The organism is Lapillicoccus sp. (assembly GCF_039935575.1).
In the GTDB taxonomy this organism is placed as follows: Bacteria; Actinomycetota; Actinomycetes; order Actinomycetales; family Dermatophilaceae; genus Lapillicoccus.
In genome coordinates this window covers 1-18,937 of sequence record NZ_JBDTKA010000097.1, presented here as the reverse complement: position 1 = coordinate 18,937, position 18,937 = coordinate 1, and the positions used below count along the sequence as shown (strand labels likewise).

The 18,937-nt window shown below is 70.2% G+C and carries 20 protein-coding genes; 8 read left to right on the top strand and 12 right to left on the bottom strand.

What is annotated here, in order from left to right:
- The 3 genes from ABI385_RS12220 to glmS form a co-directional block, all read right to left on the bottom strand.
- Nucleotides 1–217, bottom strand: a 217-nt coding sequence (locus tag ABI385_RS12220) for an NAD(P)H-hydrate epimerase (RefSeq protein ID WP_348104020.1), incomplete at its 3' end; no start/stop codon positions are given.
- A gap of 4 nt (nucleotides 218–221) precedes the next feature.
- On the bottom strand, nucleotides 222–572 hold the full coding sequence (locus tag ABI385_RS12215) for a holo-ACP synthase (protein WP_348104019.1): 351 nt from the start codon (nucleotides 570–572) through the stop codon (nucleotides 222–224).
- On the bottom strand, nucleotides 569–2,431 hold the full coding sequence (glmS, locus tag ABI385_RS12210; protein ID WP_348104018.1) for a glutamine--fructose-6-phosphate transaminase (isomerizing): 1,863 nt from the start codon (nucleotides 2,429–2,431) through the stop codon (nucleotides 569–571). Before glmS ends, ABI385_RS12215 begins: the two co-directional genes overlap by 4 nt.
- 105 nt (nucleotides 2,432–2,536) lie before the next feature.
- Between glmS and coaA the strand changes: the two genes are divergently transcribed.
- A complete protein-coding gene (gene coaA / locus ABI385_RS12205) occupies nucleotides 2,537–3,532 on the top strand; it encodes a type I pantothenate kinase (protein WP_407068268.1) in 996 nt (331 codons plus the stop codon).
- A 73-nt stretch (nucleotides 3,533–3,605) separates the two neighbouring features.
- Entirely contained in the window at nucleotides 3,606–4,157 is a 552-nt protein-coding gene (locus tag ABI385_RS12200; RefSeq protein ID WP_348104017.1) for a methylated-DNA--[protein]-cysteine S-methyltransferase, read from the top strand.
- A gap of 62 nt (nucleotides 4,158–4,219) precedes the next feature.
- Here the strand turns inward: ABI385_RS12200 and ABI385_RS12195 are convergent, their stop codons facing one another.
- From ABI385_RS12195 to ABI385_RS12185, 3 genes are all read right to left on the bottom strand, one after another.
- The gene (locus tag ABI385_RS12195) at nucleotides 4,220–4,963 is read right to left on the bottom strand and encodes a hypothetical protein (RefSeq protein ID WP_348104016.1); all 744 of its coding nucleotides are present in this window, start codon (nucleotides 4,961–4,963) and stop codon (nucleotides 4,220–4,222) included.
- Nucleotides 4,964–5,121: 158 nt separating this feature from the next.
- Entirely contained in the window at nucleotides 5,122–6,357 is a 1,236-nt protein-coding gene (locus ABI385_RS12190; protein WP_407068269.1) for a PhoH family protein, read from the bottom strand.
- 460 nt (nucleotides 6,358–6,817) lie between these two features.
- A complete protein-coding gene (locus ABI385_RS12185) occupies nucleotides 6,818–7,579 on the bottom strand; it encodes an isoprenyl transferase (protein WP_348104015.1) in 762 nt (253 codons plus the stop codon).
- 125 nt (nucleotides 7,580–7,704) lie between these two features.
- Here ABI385_RS12185 and ABI385_RS12180 point away from each other — a divergent pair, with 125 nt between their 5' ends.
- A complete protein-coding gene (locus tag ABI385_RS12180; protein ID WP_348104014.1) occupies nucleotides 7,705–8,451 on the top strand; it encodes a hemolysin III family protein in 747 nt (248 codons plus the stop codon).
- Here the strand turns inward: ABI385_RS12180 and ABI385_RS12175 are convergent.
- Nucleotides 8,415–8,828 carry a hypothetical protein gene (locus ABI385_RS12175; RefSeq protein ID WP_348104013.1) on the bottom strand — a complete coding sequence of 138 codons (414 nt, stop codon included), beginning with the start codon at nucleotides 8,826–8,828 and terminating at the stop codon, nucleotides 8,415–8,417. The two genes, ABI385_RS12180 and ABI385_RS12175, sit on opposite strands and share 37 nt — an antisense overlap.
- Nucleotides 8,828–9,892, bottom strand: a complete 1,065-nt coding sequence (mca, locus tag ABI385_RS12170; RefSeq protein WP_348104012.1) for a mycothiol conjugate amidase Mca — start codon at nucleotides 9,890–9,892, stop codon at nucleotides 8,828–8,830. The genes ABI385_RS12175 and mca overlap by 1 nt, the downstream gene beginning before the upstream one ends.
- A gap of 43 nt (nucleotides 9,893–9,935) precedes the next feature.
- On the opposite strand from mca, the gene ABI385_RS12165 reads away from it, so the two are divergent.
- Nucleotides 9,936–10,355 (top strand): DUF4307 domain-containing protein, encoded by a 420-nt coding sequence (locus ABI385_RS12165; RefSeq protein ID WP_348104011.1) that lies wholly within the window; start codon nucleotides 9,936–9,938, stop codon nucleotides 10,353–10,355.
- A gap of 129 nt (nucleotides 10,356–10,484) precedes the next feature.
- Nucleotides 10,485–10,982 carry a transcription elongation factor GreA gene (gene greA / locus ABI385_RS12160; protein ID WP_348104010.1) on the top strand — a complete coding sequence of 166 codons (498 nt, stop codon included), beginning with the start codon at nucleotides 10,485–10,487 and terminating at the stop codon, nucleotides 10,980–10,982.
- Between the two features lie 36 nt (nucleotides 10,983–11,018).
- Here greA and ilvA read toward each other — a convergent pair whose 3' ends face one another.
- The 3 genes from ilvA to ABI385_RS12145 are packed head-to-tail and all read right to left on the bottom strand — an operon-like array spanning nucleotide 11,019 to nucleotide 14,887.
- On the bottom strand, nucleotides 11,019–12,257 hold the full coding sequence (gene ilvA, locus ABI385_RS12155) for a threonine ammonia-lyase (RefSeq protein WP_348104009.1): 1,239 nt from the start codon (nucleotides 12,255–12,257) through the stop codon (nucleotides 11,019–11,021).
- A gap of 9 nt (nucleotides 12,258–12,266) precedes the next feature.
- Nucleotides 12,267–13,616, bottom strand: a complete 1,350-nt coding sequence (locus ABI385_RS12150; RefSeq protein ID WP_348104008.1) for a glutamate mutase L — start codon at nucleotides 13,614–13,616, stop codon at nucleotides 12,267–12,269.
- A gap of 11 nt (nucleotides 13,617–13,627) precedes the next feature.
- A complete protein-coding gene (locus ABI385_RS12145; RefSeq protein WP_348104007.1) occupies nucleotides 13,628–14,887 on the bottom strand; it encodes a cystathionine gamma-synthase in 1,260 nt (419 codons plus the stop codon).
- A 232-nt stretch (nucleotides 14,888–15,119) separates the two neighbouring features.
- Here ABI385_RS12145 and msrA point away from each other — a divergent pair, with 232 nt between their 5' ends.
- Nucleotides 15,120–15,794: a peptide-methionine (S)-S-oxide reductase MsrA gene (gene msrA, locus ABI385_RS12140; RefSeq protein WP_348104006.1), complete on the top strand. Its 675-nt coding sequence runs from the start codon at nucleotides 15,120–15,122 to the stop codon at nucleotides 15,792–15,794.
- 60 nt (nucleotides 15,795–15,854) lie between these two features.
- Nucleotides 15,855–17,051: a citrate/2-methylcitrate synthase gene (locus ABI385_RS12135; RefSeq protein WP_348104005.1), complete on the top strand. Its 1,197-nt coding sequence runs from the start codon at nucleotides 15,855–15,857 to the stop codon at nucleotides 17,049–17,051.
- A 133-nt stretch (nucleotides 17,052–17,184) separates the two neighbouring features.
- On the opposite strand, the gene ABI385_RS12130 is transcribed toward ABI385_RS12135, so the two are convergent.
- Nucleotides 17,185–18,483, bottom strand: coding sequence for a citrate/2-methylcitrate synthase (locus tag ABI385_RS12130; RefSeq protein WP_348104004.1), 1,299 nt, complete (start codon nucleotides 18,481–18,483; stop codon nucleotides 17,185–17,187).
- A 147-nt stretch (nucleotides 18,484–18,630) separates the two neighbouring features.
- Between ABI385_RS12130 and ABI385_RS12125 the strand changes: the two genes are divergently transcribed.
- Nucleotides 18,631–18,867: a thiamine-binding protein gene (locus ABI385_RS12125; RefSeq protein WP_348104003.1), complete on the top strand. Its 237-nt coding sequence runs from the start codon at nucleotides 18,631–18,633 to the stop codon at nucleotides 18,865–18,867.
- Nucleotides 18,868–18,937 lie beyond the last annotated feature (70 nt).

Sequence of the window (18,937 nt, the reverse complement as noted above, 5' to 3'; positions counted from 1 at the left end):
TCTGCGCAAGGTGAGCCGCCGCATACAGGGCGTCTCCGCCGTTGTCGCCCGTGCCCACCAGGGCCACGACGCGGGTGCCGTCGCGTCCCTGCAGGCGGGCCATCACCACCTCGGCGAGGCCGAGTGCGGCCCGCGCCATCAGCTCGCCGTCGGGTAGCCCAGCCATCGCGGCGGCCTCGACGGCTCGCACGTCCTTCACCGAGTAGGCCTCGATCACGCGGTCAGCCTTCCGCGACGACGACGGCGGAGGCGATCCCGGCGTCGTGGGACATCGACAGGTGGAGGTACGCGACACCGAGCTCGGCTGCGCGCTTCTCGACCGTGCCGGCTACCTGGAGGTGGGGCTGGCCGTTGTCGTCCTTGACGACCGTGGCGTCGGTCCAGCGCAGCCCGACCGGGGCGCCGAGGGACTTGGCGAGGGCCTCCTTGGCGGCGAAACGCGCCGCCAGCGAGGCAGCTCCGAGATCGCGCTCGCTCTGCGTGAACAGGCGCTCACGCAGCTTCGGGGTTCGCTCCAGCGTCGCCTGGAACCGGGCGACGTCGACGACGTCGATGCCGACGCCGACGATCACTCGACGGTCACCGACTTGGCGAGGTTGCGTGGCTGGTCGACGTCGAGACCCTTGGCCGAGGCCAGCTCACAGGCGAAGACCTGCAGCGGCACGACCGTCAACAGTGGCGCGAGCAGCGTGGACACCTGGGGCACCCGGATCACCTCGTCTGCGAACGGCACCACGTCCTCGTCGCCCTCCTCGGCCACGACGATCGTGCGGGCCCCGCGAGCTCGGATCTCCTGGATGTTGGAGACCACCTTGGCGTGCAGGCCGTGCTCGGTGGCGATCGCCGGGACGATGACGAAGACCGGCTGGCCGGGCTCGATCAGGGCGATCGGACCGTGCTTCAGCTCGCCGGCAGCGAACCCCTCGGCGTGGATGTAGGCCAGCTCCTTGAGCTTGAGCGCACCCTCGAGGGCGACCGGGAACCCGACGTGACGGCCGAGGAAGAGCACCGTCCGGGTGTCCGCCATGAACCGGGCGATCTCACGGACCCGGGCCATCGAGTCGAGGACGGTCTGGATCTTGTCCGGGATGGCCTGCAGCTCGCCCATCACCTCGCGGACCAGGTCGGCCTGTTCCTCACCACCGCGCAGCTGGGCGAGATAGAGACCCAGCAGGTAGGCGGCGGTGATCTGGGCGAGGAACGCCTTGGTGGAGGCGACGGCGATCTCCGGGCCGGCGTGCGTGTAGAGGACGGCGTCGGACTCGCGCGGGATGGTCGAGCCGTGGGTGTTGCAGATCGAGATCGTGAGCGCGCCGAGCTCGCGGGCGTGCTTGACCGCCATCAGGGTGTCCATCGTCTCGCCGGACTGCGAGATCGACACGACGAGCGTCTGTTGGTCGACGACCGGGTCGCGGTAGCGGAACTCGTGGGCGAGCTCGACCTCGCAGGGGATGCGGGTCCAGCGTTCGATGGCGTACTTGGCGATCATGCCGGCGTACGACGCGGTGCCGCACGCGACGATGGTGATCTTGGTGACCGCTCGCAGGGCGCCCTCGGAGACCCGCAGCTCGTCGAGGACGAGCCGCCCGGCCTCGTCGGTCCGCCCGAGGAGGGTGTCGGCCACCGCGTGCGGCTGCTCGTGGATCTCCTTGGTCATGAAGTTCGGGTAGCCGCCCTTCTCGGCGGCCGCGGCGTCCCAGCCGACGTGGAACGGCGTGCCGTCGACCGGTGTGCCGTCGAAGCCGATGATCTCGACACCCGCCGGCGTGATCGTGGCGATCTGGTCCTGCCCCAGCTCCACGGCCTCGCGGGTATGCCCGATGAAGGCGGCGACGTCGGAGCCGAGGAAGTTCTCACCATCGCCGAGCCCGACGACCAGCGGGCTGTTGCGACGTGCGCCGACGACGGTCCCCGGTTCGTCGGCGTGGACGGCGAGGAGGGTGAAGGCTCCGTCCAGGTCGCGGACGACCAGGCGCATCGCCTCGGTGAGGTCCTTGGTCTCCTCGAACGCCCGGGCCACCAGGTGAGCGGCCACCTCGGTGTCGGTCTCGCTGGCGAACTCGACACCGTCGTCGACGAGCTTGGCCTTGAGGGAGTGGAAGTTCTCGATGATCCCGTTGTGGATCAGGGCCAGCTTGCGGTCCGTGCCACCGCGGTGCGGGTGGGCGTTGTGGTCCGTCGGTCCCCCGTGGGTGGCCCAACGGGTGTGGCCGATCCCGGTGCTCGACGCGGGCAGGGGGGTGTCGACCAGGGCCTGGCGCAGGTTTGCGAGCTTGCCGGACCGCTTTGCGACGACGACCTCGTCGCCGTCCACGAGAGCGACTCCGGCGGAGTCGTAGCCCCGGTACTCCAGGCGGGCGAGTCCTTCCATCACCACCGCGAGGGCTGTGCCGTCCACGTTGGGACCGACGTATCCGACGATGCCGCACATGCCGGGCAGCCTATCCGGCCGCCGGTGTTCGACCAGCCCGCGAACCCGGATGGCACGTCGCTCGCGGCTGACGCAGAATGAGGCGCCATACGCGACAATGTGCGCGTGACGACGCAGCCGGTCTCCGATCGAGCAGGGCAGACCCAGGCGCGATCCGAGCGCTCGGCCGTCCCGTCCCCCTATGTCGAGCTGGACCGGCGCGCGTGGTCGCGGCTGCGGGAGAACCACCCGCTCAACCTCACGGCCGAGGACGTCGCCCGGCTCCAGGGCCTTGGCGACCGCATCGACCTCAAGGAGGTCGAGGAGGTCTACCTGCCCCTGTCGCGGCTGCTCGCCTACTACGTCGGAGCCATCGGAGAGCTGCACGGCATCACGTCGGAGTTCCTCGGCGAACGTCCACCGCGCACCCCGTTCGTCATCGGCGTGGCCGGGTCAGTGGCCGTCGGCAAGTCGACGACCTCCCGCATCCTGCGCGAGCTGCTCTCCCGTTGGCCGGACACCCCACGGGTCGAGCTCGTGACGACCGACGGCTTCCTCTTCCCCAACGCCGAGCTCGAACGTCGTAACCTGTTGAACCGCAAGGGTTTTCCCGAGTCGTATGATCGGCGGGCCCTGATGCGGTTCGTCGCCTCGGTCAAGTCAGGTATGCACGAGGTCACCGCCCCGGTCTACTCGCACCTCACCTACGACATCGTCCCGGGAGGGAGGGTGGTGGTGCGCCGCCCCGACGTCCTCATCGTCGAGGGACTCAACGTGCTGCAGCCGCCTGGCCCCCGGTGGGACGGCACCATGGGCGTGGCACTGAACGACTACTTCGACTTCTCGGTCTACGTCGACGCCCGGGTCGAGGACGTCGAGCGCTGGTATGTCGAGCGGTTCCTCCGGCTGCGGGAGACGGCGTTCGCCGACCCCGACTCCTACTTCCACCGGTATGCCGTCCTGTCCGACGACGAGGCCCGCTCCACCGCCGCGCGCATCTGGCGGGAGACTAACGGCCCCAACCTGGTCGAGAACATCTCGCCGACCAGGTCGAGGGCCACCCTGGTCCTGACCAAGGGGGGTGACCACCAGGTTCGCCGGGTCAGCCTGCGCAAGCTGTGACCGGCCGAACTGTCAGATCGGCGGCCGAGCCAGGGTCGAGTCACACCGACGCCCGCCCCGGCGTTCTGTGAACATGACCGAGATCGCCACCGCCACCCGCGGTCCGCACGTTCACCCGGGCACGCGGCACGTCGTCGCCGAGACCTCGATGGGTGCCCTCACCCTCGTCGCCACCGACGCCGCACTCGTCGGGGTCTACTTCCCCGGTCACTGGACTCGGCCGGCCCGCGAGGGGTTCGGGCGGCAGGGTGACCTCGACACGGACGCCGTACTCGCCGAGGCGCACCGCCAGCTCGAGGCATACCTCGCGGGGACGCGCACCGAGTTCGACCTCGGCACGGCGCGCCACGGTGACCCGTTCCGGGAGCGGGTCTGGGCGGAGCTGGACACCATCCCTCGCGGCAGCACGACCACCTACGGCGAGATCGCCACGCGTCTCGGCGACCCGCGGCTGGCGCGGATGGTCGGCCGGGCTGTCGGACACAACCCGCTGTCCGTCGTCGTCCCCTGCCACCGCGTCGTGGGGAAGGACGGATCGCTCACCGGCTACGCAGGCGGGATCGAGCGGAAGCGGCGGCTGCTGGAGCTCGAGTGTGCCGCCGTAGCCGCCGGCACACTGTTCTGACCATCACAGAGCATCACAGAGCAGCTCAGAGCGGCTCAGAGCGGCTCAGCCGAGGAGATAGCTCAGTACCAGCCCGTCGCCTGGGAGTGTGACCAGGCTCCACACGGGGTGCCGTACGTCGCCTTGATGTAGCCGAGGCCCCAGGTGATCTGGGTGGCCGGGTTGGTGCGGTAGTCCGCGCCTGCGCTGGCCATCTTGGAGGCCGGCAGGGACTGGGGGATGCCGTATGCCCCGGACGACGAGTTCGTGGCGGTGTAGGTCCAGTTGCTCTCGCGGGTCCACAGCGAGCTCAGGCAGCTGAACTGCGAGTCCGCGAAGCCGAAGTCGGCGAGCATGGCGCGGGCTGCCGCCTTCGGGTCCGACGCCGCGTTGGCCGTCACCGACTGACGTTGGGCGTCGCGGGCCGCGCGGTCCACCTCCGCCTGGCGCTGCGCGGCGGCGGCATCGGCTGCTGCCTTTGCGGCGGTGGTTGCTTCGGCGGCTTTGAGCTCGGCCTGCCGCGCGGTGTCGGCGCGCGCGGAGGCGGCCCTGCTGACGACGAGGCTCGCCTCGGCCCGACGCTCGGTGAGGTCGGCTGCGTCGGCCTGCAGCCCGATGTCCTGGGCCCGCGCGTCGACCGGGTCCGACAGCGCCAGGACCGAACCGCTGGTCCTGACGTCCAACCCGTGGGCTGCGGCATACCCCACCCCGCAGCCCACCAGGGTCACCGCGCCAGCGGCGACAAGGAGCGGGCGGCGCCGCGAGAACCGGCCTGGACCGGTGGTGGCCGACGTCGGGGCTGCATGCCGACCCTGGTAGCGCGTCATCCGAGCAGTGCCTTCCGTTACCGAACCGAGATGTTCGGGGTCGAGGCTGCCAGACGCGCGCGGTCAGACCAAATCGGGCATATACCTCCGCAGGACCCCGACCGGACTCAGATGTTCTCGATCTTTGGGTGCGCCGCCGCGACCGGTCGCGCCGCCCCTCAGACCTCGAGGCCCTCCAACAGGTCCGTGACCAGCGCGGCGATCGGGCTGCGCTCGCTACGGGTCAACGTGACGTGGGCGAACAGCGGATGCCCCTTCATCGCCTCGATCACCGCGGCCACGCCGTCGTGCCGGCCGACCCGCAGGTTGTCGCGTTGGGCGACGTCGTGGGTCATGACGACCTTGGAGTTCTGCCCGATCCGCGACAGCACCGTGAGCAGGACGTTGCGCTCGAGTGACTGAGCCTCGTCCACGATCACGAACGCGTCATGCAGTGATCGCCCACGGATGTGCGTGAGGGGCAGGACCTCGAGCATCCCGCGGTCCATGATCTCCTCGACGACCTCCGTCGAGACCAGCGCGCCGAGCGTGTCGAAGACCGCCTGTCCCCAAGGACCCATCTTTTCCTGCTCGGTGCCCGGCAGGTATCCCAGGTCCTGGCCTCCGACCGCATACAGCGGCCGGAACACCACGACCCTGCGATGCTGCCGCCGTTCCATCACCGCCTCCAGCCCGGCACACAGGGCGAGGGCCGACTTGCCGGTGCCGGCGCGGCCCCCGAGGCTGACGATGCCCACGTCGGGGTCGAGCAGGAGATCGAGCGCGATCCGCTGCTCGGCGCTGCGACCGTGCAGCCCAAACGCGTCGCGGTCGCCGCGCACGAGACGCACCTGCTTGTCAGCGCCGACCCGCCCCAGACCGCTTCCCCGCGGCGAGAGTAGGACGAGGCCCGTGTGGCAGGGCAGCTCGGCGGCCGCAGCGTGCTCGACCCGACCGTTCTCATAGAGCGAGTCCATCTCCGAAACGGTCACGTCGAGCTCGCACATCCCGGTCCAGCCCGAGTCGATCGCCAGCTCGGCGCGGTACTCCTCGGCCGCGAGCCCGACCGCTGACGCCTTGACGCGCATCGGCAGGTCCTTGCTCACCACCGTGACGTCGTAGCCCTCGTCGGCGAGGTTCTTCGCAACGGCAAGGATGCGAGTGTCGTTGTCTCCCAACCGGAAACCGGCCGGCAGCGCGGTGGGGTCGGTGTGGTTCAGCTCGACCCGCAAGGTGCCACCACGGTCACCGACCGCGACGGGCCGGTCGAGCCGGCCCTCGCTGATCCGCAGGTCGTCGAGCAAGCGCAGGGCTTGGCGGGCGAAATACCCCAGCTCGGGATGGTGCCGTTTGCCCTCGAGCTCGGTGACCACCACCACCGGCAGGACGACCTCGTGCTCCTTGAACCGCATCATGGCGCGTGGGTCGGACAGCAGCACCGACGTGTCGAGCACGAAAGTCTTGTGCGCGGGACCCAACCCCTCAGCGTCTTGGCTGCCTTCGCTGTCTTCGAGGACGTGAGTGCTGCCGGGAACGACGGGGGTGCTGCTCGAGGAACGACGGCTGGATGCCAACTCGGACTCCTTGGGGCACGCGCTGCTAGCCGTGCCTACTCGCGGACGAGGTGCCGGGACCAGGCCCTCCCGTGACGGAGGAGCCGGGTCCGGCCCTCCGTCCGGAGCAACAGTCGCTCCATGGATCGGGCCTCCCGGACGTCGGACGGGTGCCCGGCGTCAGGACGACGGTACGTCTCCGGGTTGGGTACGCACGCCACGCGGCCCGCGTGTCGCGGCTGACGACCGCAGAGTTCACCTGCGCGAAACACGGGGTATGCGTGAGCTGCCGTTCCAGCCGCTCGCGCGACTCACCAACAGCTCAGCGCCCGAACCGGCGCTCTCGGTTGGCGTAGGCGCGCAGCGCCCTCAGGAAGTCGACGTGCCGGAAGTCCGGCCAGTACGCCTCACAGAAGTAGAACTCGGACTTCGCGCTCTGCCAGAGCAGGAAACCCCCGAGCCGCTGCTCTCCCGACGTCCGGATGACCAGGTCGGGGTCGGGTTGACCCTTCGTGTACAGGTGCGCTTCGATCTCTTCGACGGTGACCGAGTCGGCGATCCGGTCCACCGGCGTACCGGCAACCGCATGCTCGTGGATCAGGGACCGCACGGCGTCCGCGATCTCGCGACGGCCGCCGTAGCCGACCGCCACGTTGACGTGCAGGCCCTGGACGTTGCGGGTGGCCTCGGCCGAGGCCTTGAGACTTTGCGCCGTCTCGGCGGGGAGCAGGTCGAGTGCCCCGATCGGGTGCAACCGCCAGCGTCCCTCGATGGCGAGGTCGGCGACGGCAGTCTCGATGATCTTGAGCAGCGGGACGATCTCCGTGGGGCTGCGGTCCAGGTTGTCGGTCGACAGCAGCCACAAGGTGACGACCTCGACCCCGGCCTGCTCGCACCAGGTCAGCAGGTCCTTGATCTTGTCGGCGCCGGCCTGGTGCCCGTCCTTGGTCTCGAACCCGTTGGCCCGGGCCCAGCGGCGGTTTCCGTCGAGCATGACACCGACGTGGCGAGGCACATCCTCGGGGGCGATCTGCTTCGCCAACCGACGCTCGTATGCGCCGTAGAGCACGTCGGTCAGGGGCACTGCCCCACCGTACTCCCGCCGTTCCTTCGGGGCGGGTCTTCGGCGGTGGTCTGCTCCCCGGAGGGTGTCGGAGTTCATAAACCTACGATGGCGTAACTTACGGTCCCGTAAGTTACGCTGAAACCATGTCCAGCACCTCTCCCGTCCTTCCTGCGGACGAACCGACACCCAACACCCTGAACGACCAGTCCAGCGCCGTCGGCGAGCTGGTCGCAGCCGTCAAGCCGCGGCTGCGCGGCTGGCTGCACGCTGGCACGTTCCCACTCGCGTTAGCCGCGGGTCTGGTGCTCAGCATCCTGGCCCCCGACGGGCGACCCAAGGTGGGCGCGATCATCTTTACGATCACCGCCACCCTGCTGTTCGGGACCTCAGCGGTCTACCACCGCGGGAACTGGTCGGCGCGGGCGGGCGGCGTCCTCAAACGCCTCGACCACTCCAACATCTTCCTGATCATCGCGGGGTCCTATACACCGTTCGCGCTGACCCTGCTGCCCTGGGACCAGGCGCGCACGCTGCTCGTCATCGTCTGGAGCGGAGCCGTCGGGGGGGTGCTCTTCCGCACCCTGTGGGTCGGCGCACCCCGCTGGCTCTACACACCGATCTACGTGGCCCTCGGCTGGGTGGCCGTCTTCTACTTCGGCCCGCTGCTGCACTTCGGCGGACCCGCGATCGTCACCCTCATCGCGGTCGGTGGCCTGCTCTACACGCTCGGCGCCGTGGTCTATGGCACGAAGCGCCCGAACCCCTCACCGCGGTGGTTCGGCTTCCACGAGATCTTCCACGCGTTCACCGTGCTGGCGTTCGTGGCGCACTACGTCGCCGCATCGCTGGCGGTCTACGGGGTCGGCGTGCTGGCGTCCGGCACGTCCTGACCGTCTGCCCCAGGTTCGTCCGACCCATGCTTGTCTGACGCTGAGCCCGACCCTGAGCCCGACGCTGAGCCCGACCCTGAGCCCGGGACCCCGGGCGGGCCGCCAGACGACGCGACCGGCTCCTGGTGTCCGGTCTCGACCACGGACCTACCCTGCTCCTCCTGCTCCGCCTGGTCCGCGCGTTTGCGCTTGCGCTTGACCGAGGGATCCTGCGTCCGGCCCGCCTCGATCTCGGCGACCCGTTGCTGCTCGCGGTAGGCCATCCGGCGCATCCGCCCGTTCATGTTGCGCATGAGCAGCCAGAGGATGACCGCCACCCCGAAGAAGGCGACGAACGCACCCAGGCCCGGTCCGATGGACGTCGACGGGGTGTCCATCAGCCGGCCGCCCGCTCCGCCTCGGCCTCGTCGATGCCGTCGTCCTCCGCCGCTGCCGGCACCGTGGACACCGTGGACGCCGCCGCTTCGCGATGGGTATGTGTCGGCGCCGGTACGGCGATCGGCGCGCCGGGCACGCGAGTGTCGCGCTTCGTCTCGAGGCCGGGACGGGTGGCGAGCGCGTCGGCCTCTGCCAGCGTGCCGAGCCCCGCGAACAGGTCGTCCTCCCCCTCGGCGAGCGGCACGTAGGACAGCGCGAGCTCGTAGTCCTCGGTCGGCCACGCCTCCACCTGGAGGTCGAGGGGGGTCTTGAACCAGTTACCGTCCGGGTCGACCTGCGTCGCGTGCGCCAGCAGCGCACGGTCGCGTACGTCGAAGAACTCCGAGGACTGGATCCTCGTGGTGATCTCCCGATCGGGTCGGGTCCACTTCTCGATCCACTCGCCGTAGTCGCTCGGCAGGCCGCGCTCGAGCAGCATCCGGTGCAGCTTCTCGATGCGCGCCTTACTCATCGACGCGTTGTAGTACACCTTGAGCGGGCGCCAGGGCGCACCGGCGTGCGGGTAGGCATCGGGGTCGCCGGCCGCGTTCACCGCGGACATCGAGACGAGGTGGGTGTTGATGTGGTCGGGGTGGGGGTAGCCACCGTTCTCGTCGTAGGTCGTGACGACGTGTGGCTTGAAGTCGCGGATCACGCGGACCAGCGCCTCGGTGGTCACGTCGAGGGGTTCGAGCGCAAAACACCCCGCGGGAAGCGGTGGCAGCGGGTCACCCTCGGGCAGGCCGGAGTCGACGAATCCCAGCCAGGTGTGCTCGAACCCGATGATGTCGCGCGCCGCCGCCATCTCGTCGCGCCGCACCTGCGCCATGTCCCGAAGGATGTGCGGGTCGTCCTTGAGCTGGGGGTTGAGGATGTCGCCGCGCTCGCCACCGGTGCACGAGACGACCATCACCCGCTCGCCCGCGCGGACGTACTTCGCCATCGACGCCGCGCCCTTGCTCGACTCGTCGTCAGGGTGGGCGTGCACGGCCATCAGTCGCAGCCCTCGGGGCTCCACCGGCATACCTGTCCTGCCATCTTCGGGAATCGATCTACCGTTGACCATCATGTCACCGACGTCCAACGGCCCGACCACCCCCGTACCCACCCCGGCGCCCCCCTGCGGCCCCCTGCCCGCCCCGGACCACCGCCATCGATGGACGATCACCGGCGCGGTGGTCGGGGTTGCCGCGGCCGTCCTGATCGGCTGGTGGACGCTGCGCAACGAGTCGGCGCGGATCACCGCGACGACGGTCAGCTACCAGGTCCTCGACAACGCGAGCGTGGCAGTGACCTTCGACGTGACCCGCCCGCCCGGGCAACCGGTGACCTGCACGGTGCAGGCCATCGACGGACACTTCACCGTGGTGGGTACGGCCGACATCGTCATCCCACCCCAGGGCGAGCGCACGGTCCACCAACAGCTGACCGTGCGCACGACAAACCGGGCCGTCACCGGGGTCGTCCAGGACTGCGTCCGCACCTGAACCAGCGAGGCCCTGCCGACCCCGATGTTTGCTACCCTGAGGCTTCACGCCGCGAGCGCACCCCTGGGTCTGGACCGTCACGGGTCCGGACCCTTTGCTTAGGCGTCACCGCAATCCAAGGAGTACGACGTGACCGACCAGGCTGTCGCCCCGACCGCGAGCTTCCTCACCCAGGAGGCCTTCGACCGCCTCACGGCCGAGCTGGTGCACCTGTCCGGCGACGGCCGCAGCGAGATCGCCAAACGCATCGAGGCGGCTCGCGAGGAGGGTGACCTCAAGGAGAACGGTGGCTACCACGCTGCCAAGGAGGAACAGGGCAAGATGGAGGCTCGCATCCGCCAGCTCACCCAGCTCCTGGAGAACTCCAAGGTCGGCGAGACACCCAAGGACGACGGCATCGTCGAGCCCGGGATGCTCGTGACCGTCGAGATGTTCGGCGACGAAGAGACCTTCCTGCTCGGGCACCGCGAGATCAAGGACAGCTCCGGCCTCGAGGTCTTCTCCGAGCAGTCCCCCCTCGGCAAGGCGATCAACGGTCACAAGGCCGGGGACACCGTCTCCTACCAGACCCCGGCGGGCAAGACCGTCAAGGCCACCGTGCTCAAGGCGCTGCCCTACACCGGTTGAGCCGGTGACGCGGGTCAGTCTCGGGTCAGTCTCGGGTCAGTCTGTGGAGGTCACGTTGAACACGACCTGGTAGCCGTCGGACCGCAACGCGCGTAAGACTTCCTCACGGTGGTCCGGACCCTTGGTCTCGACCTCGACCGCGATCTCCACCTCCTCCATCGACAGGGTCGCCTCGCTGCGAGCATGCCGGACGTCGACGACGTTGGCATCCGATGCGGCAAGGTCGGCGATCAACCGGGCCAGGGTCCCCGGACGGTCGGCCACCCGCACCGAGAAGCTGAGGTAGCGACCGGCGGCCTTCATGCCGTGCCGGATGATCCGCATGAGCAGGAGCGGGTCGATGTTGCCTCCGGAGAGCACCGCGACCACCGGTCCCTCGAGTGGCGGCGACTCGAGCAGACGTGCCACGGCGGCAGCGCCGGCCGGCTCGACGACCATCTTGGCTCGTTCGAGCAGGAACAGCAGGGCGCGCGACAAGGCCGCCTCGCTCACGGTCTCGACCGCGTCGACCAGCTCCGAGACGAGGGCGAACGGCACGTCGCCGGGACGCCCCACGGCGATACCGTCGGCCATCGTCGCCATCCGCTCCAGCGCCACCGGGTGACCGGCCTTGAGCGAGTCAGGGTAGGCGGCGGCGTCCTCGGCCTGGACACCGACCACGGTCACGTCCGGCCGAACTCCCTTGACAGCCGCGGCAATCCCGGCGAGTAGGCCGCCACCCCCGGTGCTGACGAGCACCGTTCGGACCTCCGGGCACTGATCGAGGATCTCTAACCCGCAGGTCCCCTGGCCGGCGATGATGTCCGGGTGGTCGAACGGGTGGATGAGCACCGCTCCCGTGGCCTCCGACCAGGCCTTCGCCGCGACCAGGCAGTCGTCCACCGTGGACCCGACGAAGTCGACCTCCGCGCCGTAGGCCTTGGTGGCGCTGATCTTGGGCATCGGGGCGCCGTGCGGCATGTAGACCTTCGAGCGGATCCCCAGCAGCTGGGCCGCGAGCGCCACGCCCTGCGCGTGGTTGCCGGCGCTGGCAGCCACGACCCCACGCGCCTTCTCCTTCTCCGACAGGCGTGCCATCCGGGTGTAGGCGCCCCTGATCTTGAACGACCCCGCCCGTTGGAGGTTCTCGCACTTGAGGAAGACTTCGCAGCCGACCTGTTCGGACAGGGCCCGGCTGTACTCCAGTGGCGTCGGTCGCACGATGCCATCGAGGAGCTTCTCGGCCGCGCGGATGTCGTCGACCGTCACCCGCGTCGGGGACGTGAGGGGAGCCATGATCGAAGGCTACCCAGCAACACCGACGGTGGCGTCCGCGAGGCGCAGGGCCAACTGAGCCGCCAGCTCCGGCATGTCACCGGCCAGCAGCCCCACGACGAACAGCAGGTATGCCTCGTCGATGCCGGACCGCGGCGCGCGCGGCACCGGCCATCCGCCGCCGTAGTCGGTGCTGACGGCGCCGAGCACGCCGGCCGCCCGCCCTGGGTCGGCGTACCGCAGGACCCCACCGGAGCCCAGCACCAGACCGACCCGGCTGAGATCCCGTGGGGGGCGGCCTGGCCCGGGTGAGCGCCCGTGTCGTCGCACCGCCGCCGTCGCCGCGAGCCGGGCGATCTCGAGATCGAGGTCGCGCTCGCCCGCATCTGCCGGCAGGTGGTCCGGGCGGGAGGTGAGCGACGCGGCATACGGGGCAAGTCCGGGGCTCGTCGCCAACCCCTCCCGGCGGGCCGCCTCGACCACGCCCTCGGCGTTCCACCGCACGCCCAGGTCGGCCTCGACCGTCCGCGTGGCGGGTAGCGGCCCGACCACCTCGGCGCGGGACCGCTCGGCGCCGGGTTCGGGGGCCACGACGGAGTAGACGTCGGTGGTGGCACCGCCGACGTCCACGACGAGCACGTCCTGATGTGTCGCCGAGGCGAGAACCTCCACCCCGGCCAGGACGGCGTCTGGTGTCGGCGCGCGAACCAGGTCCGCGAACGCCCGTCCCCGGGACAGCCCCTTGCCACCGATGACGTGACGAAGGAAGGCCTCGCGGATCGCGGCGCGGGCGCCCTCCGGTGCGACCTCCCCGATCGCCGGCAGCACGTTGTCGGTCAGCGCGTACCGCCGTCCCGTGGACTGCAGGACGTCGGCGACCTCACCACCGGCCTCCCGGTTGCCGGCCACCACGACGGGCATTGCCACTCGCGCTCGGGCTAGCCGAACGGCATTGTGCAGCAACACATCCGAGTTACCACCATCGGTGCCGCCCACCAGCAGCACGATGTCGGGACGAGCGGCACGCAACGCCGCGACGCCCTTCGATGCGAGCGCGCCCGACGTGACGTGGACCACCTTGCCCCCCGCATTCAGGGCGACCCGGCGTCCCGCCTCGGCCGTGACCTGCCGCTCGTACCCGACGACCGCGATTCGCAGCCCGCCACCGGCGCTGGAGCACGCCAACGTCGGCGTCTTCGGGCCGGCGCCGAGCAGTCGGGCCAGGAGGTGCACCCCGTCGAGTACGTCCGTCGTGTGGGTCGTCGGCGTGGCCGCCGTCCGCACCTCGCCACCAGGGTCGACGAGGGCCGCCTTGGTGAACGTCGAGCCGACGTCGACGCACAGCACCGACCTGGGGCTGGAGCCGGACGACACCGTCACGCGCTCGGGCCTCAGCCGCGGGCCGTCAGTGCTGAGGGTGCTGAGGGTGCTGAGGGTGCTGAGGGTGCCGGGGGTGCCGGGGGTGCCGACCGGGCTGAGAGTGCTGCGTCGAGGTCGTCGACGAGGTCATTGACGTCCTCGATCCCCACCGAGAGCCGGACGAGGTTGCGCGGCACCTCTAGCGGTGTGCCCGCGACTGACGCGTGGGTCATCCGCGCCGGATGCTCGATCAGTGACTCGACCCCGCCCAGCGACTCACCCAGGGTCCACAACCGGGTGGCGCCACACACCTCCACCGCGGCGTGCTCACCTCCCCGGACCAGGATCGAGACCATGCCGCCGAACCGGCGCATCTGCCGCGCGGCTACGTCGTGTCCGGGGTGGTCGGGTAAGCCCGGATAGAAGACCTTCTCGACCGCGGGATGGCCGACCAGCTGTTCCACCACGGTCTCGGCGTTCGTGCAGTGCTGCTCCATCCTCACCGCCAGCGTTTTCAACCCACGCAGCACCAGCCATGCGTCGAACGGCCCGGCGATCCCACCGATCGCGTTCTGGTGGAACATAATCCGCTCCTCGGCGTCTTCCATACCCATAACGGAGATGGACCGCGCCGTGACCACCGCGCCGCTCACGACGTCACTGTGCCCACCGGCATACTTGGTGGTCGAGTGGGTGACGATGTCGGCCCCGAGGGCCAGCGGCTGCTGCAGGTAGCTGGTCGCAAAGGTGTTGTCGACGACGAGCAACGCGCCGGCCGCGTGGGCCACCTCGGCCAGCGCCCTGATGTCGGCGATGCCGAGCAGCGGGTTGGTCGGGGTCTCGACCCACACGAGCTTGGTCACGCCGGGCCGGATGGCGGCCCGGACCGCGTCGACGTCGGACAGCGAGGCGATCGTGTGGTCGATGCCCTGCACCTTGGCGACCTGGTTGAAGTACCGATAGGTCCCCCCGTATGCGTCCGACGGCACAACCGCATGGTCGCCCGGCCGCATCAGCGAGCGGACCACCGTGTCCTGCCCGGCCAGCCCGCTGGCGAAGGCGAAGCCACGGCCCCCGCCCTCCAGCGCCGCGAGGCACTCCTCGAGCGCCGTGCGGGTGGGGTTGGCCGAGCGCGAGTACTCGTAACCGCCGCGCAGACCGCCGATGCCGTCCTGCTTGTAGGTCGAGACCTGGTAGATCGGCGGGACGACGGCGCCCGTGGCCGGGTCCGGCTCCTGGCCGGCGTGGATGGCCCGGGTGGCAAAGCCGTCTCGGGCGGGGTCGGAGCTCACACCGTGCAGGCTATCGGGGCCCTGGGGCCGCCCGGTGCCGCCCGCATTTCGACGAGTGAGGTGAGCGGTGGGGATGGTCGGTGTCGGGTTTACGGGTTCTACCCGGGACAAACCGGACATGGTCCAGCCGAACGGTCCACCCGTAAGCCGGTCGTCACCGACTAGGAGACCAGCCGCATACCGGCGGTGAGACAATCGACGGGTGATATTCGGACTCGGCAGGAAGACAACCATGGTGTCCCGAGAGGACGCCCTCCCCGGACGCTCGGTGGGGCACCAGGTGGACCCCAACCACGTCGTGCTTGGCACCCCGATCGACGGTCCCTTCCCCGAGGGCACCGAGACCATCTACCTCGCGATGGGCTGTTTCTGGGGCGTGGAGCGGATCTTCTGGAAGCAGCCGGGGGTCTACACGACGGCGGTCGGTTACATGGGTGGCTACACCCCCAACCCGACCTACGAGGAGACCTGCACCAACAACACCGGCCATGCCGAGACCGTTCGCGTCGTCTACGACCCGCAGAAGACCTCGGCCGAGCTTTTGCTCAAGGAGTTCTGGGAGAACCACGACCCGAGCACGGTGAACCGGCAGGGCAACGACGTCGGGACGACCTACCGGTCGGCGATCTACTGGACGACGCCCGAGCAGGAGCGCGCCGCCATCGCGACCCGCGACGCGTTCCAGAAGGTCCTGACCGACAACGGCTATGGGGAGATCAGCACCGAGATCCGCTCCGCGAAGGACGCCGGCCCGTTCTACCTCGCCGAGAACTACCATCAGGGCTACCTGGCCAAGAACCCCGGCGGCTACTGCAACCACGGTCCGAACGGCATGACCTGCCCCGTCGGCATCGTCCGCCAGGACCAGCTCCCCGCGCAGCAGGACGTCCTCCCGCCCCAGTCCTGACCCCGAGGTTGACGGCGTCAACGTTGACCTGGAGCCACCGCGCGACAGACCGTTGGTTGCATGAGCACCGTTGCCACGCATACTGATCGGTCCGCTACACGCCCGGACACGCCTGTGGTCGCGCCGCCCGGTCTGGCCGGGGTCGTGGTCGCCACCACCTCGCTGGGTGACGTTCGAGGCGCGGAGGGTTTCTTCCACTACCGCCAGTACGACGCGGTGGACCTCGCGCGTTCGTGCAGCATCGAGGAGGTCTGGCACCTGCTGTTGCGGGGGCATCTGCCGACCACGGGCGAGCTGGCGGCGTTCCGCGCGACCATCGCCGAGGCACAGGTCCTCGCACCGGACGTGCGCGCGCAGCTCGACGCGGTGGCGGTTGCGGCTTTAGCGCCGCCGATGACGAGCCTTCGCACCTCCCTCTCGGCACTAGGGGGCGCGCTACGTCTCGAACCGGTCTGGGACCTCAGCCCCGCACAGCGGGAAAGGGACGCGCTGCGGGTGGCGGTCCAGGTACCGGTGGTGACGGCCGCGGCATACCGGCGCGGTCAGGGCCTCGACCCCGTCGCCCCTCGGGCCGACCTCGGGTATGCCGCCAACCACCTGTGGATGCTCACCGGCGCGGAACCGCGGGAGCATCACGTCCGCGCCCTGGAACGATACCTATGCCTCACCGTCGACCACGGTTTCAACGCGTCGACTTTCACCGCCCGCGTGGTCGCCTCCACCGGCGCCGACGTCGCGGCCTGCGTGGTCGCCGCGCTCGGCGCCCTGTCTGGTCCGTTGCACGGAGGCGCTCCCAGTCGCGCGCTCGACTCGCTCGACGAGATCGGCACTCCCGAGCTCGCCCGCCCCTGGGCCGACGCGCAGCTCGCCGAGAGCCGGCGGATCATGGGGTTCGGGCACGCGATCTACCGGGCCAAGGACCCTCGCTCCGAGCTGCTCCGGGAGACCGCGGAGGAGCTCGGTGGTCCCCTCGCCGAGCTGGCCGTGGCGGCCGAGTCGGCCATCGACGACGCCCTCGACGCCGCGCGACCGGACCGCACGCTGCGCGCCAACGTCGAGTTCTACGCGGGGGTGGTCATGCACGAGTGCGGCGTGCCGCGCGAGATGTTCACACCAACGTTTGCCGTCAGCCGGGTCCTGGGCTGGACCGCCCACATCCTCGAGCAGGCGCTCGACCGCAAGATCATCCGGCCCAGTGCCCGGTATGCCGGTCCCCCACCGCCGCAACCGGTTCCAGCACTCGGAGACCGCGGCTGACTGGAGGACGGCTGTTTCCGACCGGACTCACACCTTTCGCAACCGGACTCACAAGTTTGTCGACAATTCGGACTTCGGCGGTCCGGAAACGCCGCAACATCTGAGTCTGGTCGCCCAGTCTCGTGTGGACCCGTCAGCTGCGCCCAGTCCGGGCCTCCGGACCCTCGCCCGTGTAGATCGCCCGCGGACGGAACCGCAAACCCTGGGGGTACTCCTCTGACGCGTGGGCGAGCCAGCCGGCCATCCGGCTGAGGGCGAAAAGCGTCTCACCACTGCCCGACCGAAGCCGGCCGGCGCGCACCAGGGCGGCCAGGGCCAGGTCGACGTTGGGACTGAGTCCGCAACGCTCGCTCACCGTTACGAGCAGCTCTTCGAGCAGCGGCCAGCCCTGCGGGTCCAGCCGGGCGACGTGGTCCAACAGGGCCTCGGCACGCGGGTCCGCGTCCACGTAGACCTGGTGGCCGAAGCCGGGCGGGCCGGCCCCACCGGAGCCGGCCTCACCGGAGCCGGCCTCACCGGAGCCGTTACCGCTCGGGGCCTCTGAGGCATACCGGTCCAGGGTCGGGTCGACGCCCCGCGCTCCGATCTCGTCCAGCAGCTGCTCGCCCAGGACGCTGCTGCGTCCGTGCCGTGGGCCGCCGAGCGCGGCGAGACCCGTCAGCAGCACCAGCCACGGGTCGGCACCGGTCCCGGCCGCGATCCGTACCGCCATCGTCGAGGCGGCCAGCTCGTGGTCGATGAGCAGCACGAGTGCGGCGTTGACCGCCCGCTCGACCAGCGTCGGATCTGGATGTCCCGAGATCGAGGGAGTAACGCCCTCGAACGACCGCGCCCGCAGCACCCGCAGCACCCGGCCGGCCACCGGCCCCGACCAGGGCGCGTCCTCGCCGACGGCCACGATCCCGGCCGCGACGGCCCGGCGACCGACCTCCGTGACGTGGTCGAGGCTGAGGTCCGCACGGTGCTCATCGGCCCCGGCAAGCGCGAGAACCGTTGCGCGCACACGGTCGACGTCCGTCGCCGCCGCGGGCAGGGCCGAGGCGCGCCTGACCAGCTCTCGCGCAGCGCCATCGACGACCCAGCGCGATTTGTCGCCGGGCGGCACGCCCCAGATCAGGGCCGCCACCTCCTCGAACGGCTGGGCGGAGAGGGTGACCGCATCGTGTCCGCGGAAGGACAGCGTGCCCTTCGGATCGAGCAGTGTGACGTCGGTCTCGACCAGGACCTCGAGCGAACCCGTCCGCACCCGGGTGCGTTCGGCGACCAGACGCAGCACCTCCGCACGGTCGAACCCGGACGCCCGATGCCCCCCCGCGTTGGTGCGGTGGGTGCGGGTGAGCAGACCACGGCTGACGTACGCGTAGATCGTCTGCAGGCGTACGCCGAGCAGGTCCGCCGCCTGGTCGGCGCTCACCTGGGCCCGGTCCTCCACGGCCGCATCGTCTCATCACGCCTGCCGCACCCCAGCCCGCGACCGCTGCCGGCCTGCTCACGATCTTCTTCCGAGCTGCTCTCCGAACCGCCCGCACCAGTGGGTCAGCCGCAGGCCAACCGGGGAGGCAGGGGCTACCTTTTCGCCATGAGGGTGCGCGCGGAGTTCACGACCGAGCCCTTCTCCGGCGAGGGCGAGCTGCCCGCGCACGTGACGAGGTCGGCAGCGGTCCTCACCCGAGCCGGCCTCGAGGTCGACCTCGGGCCGTTCGGGACCACTGTCGAGGGTGAGGACGGTGCAGTCGTGCCCGCCCTGGGCGAGGTCCTGGCCGAGGCATTGGCCTCCGGCGCCACGCGGGTGACCCTGCAGCTGGAGAAGACATGACCTCGCGTCTCGACCTCGAGCGGGCGCTAGAGCCGCTGCTGCACCGAGTGGGCGGGCGGGTCGTCACCGA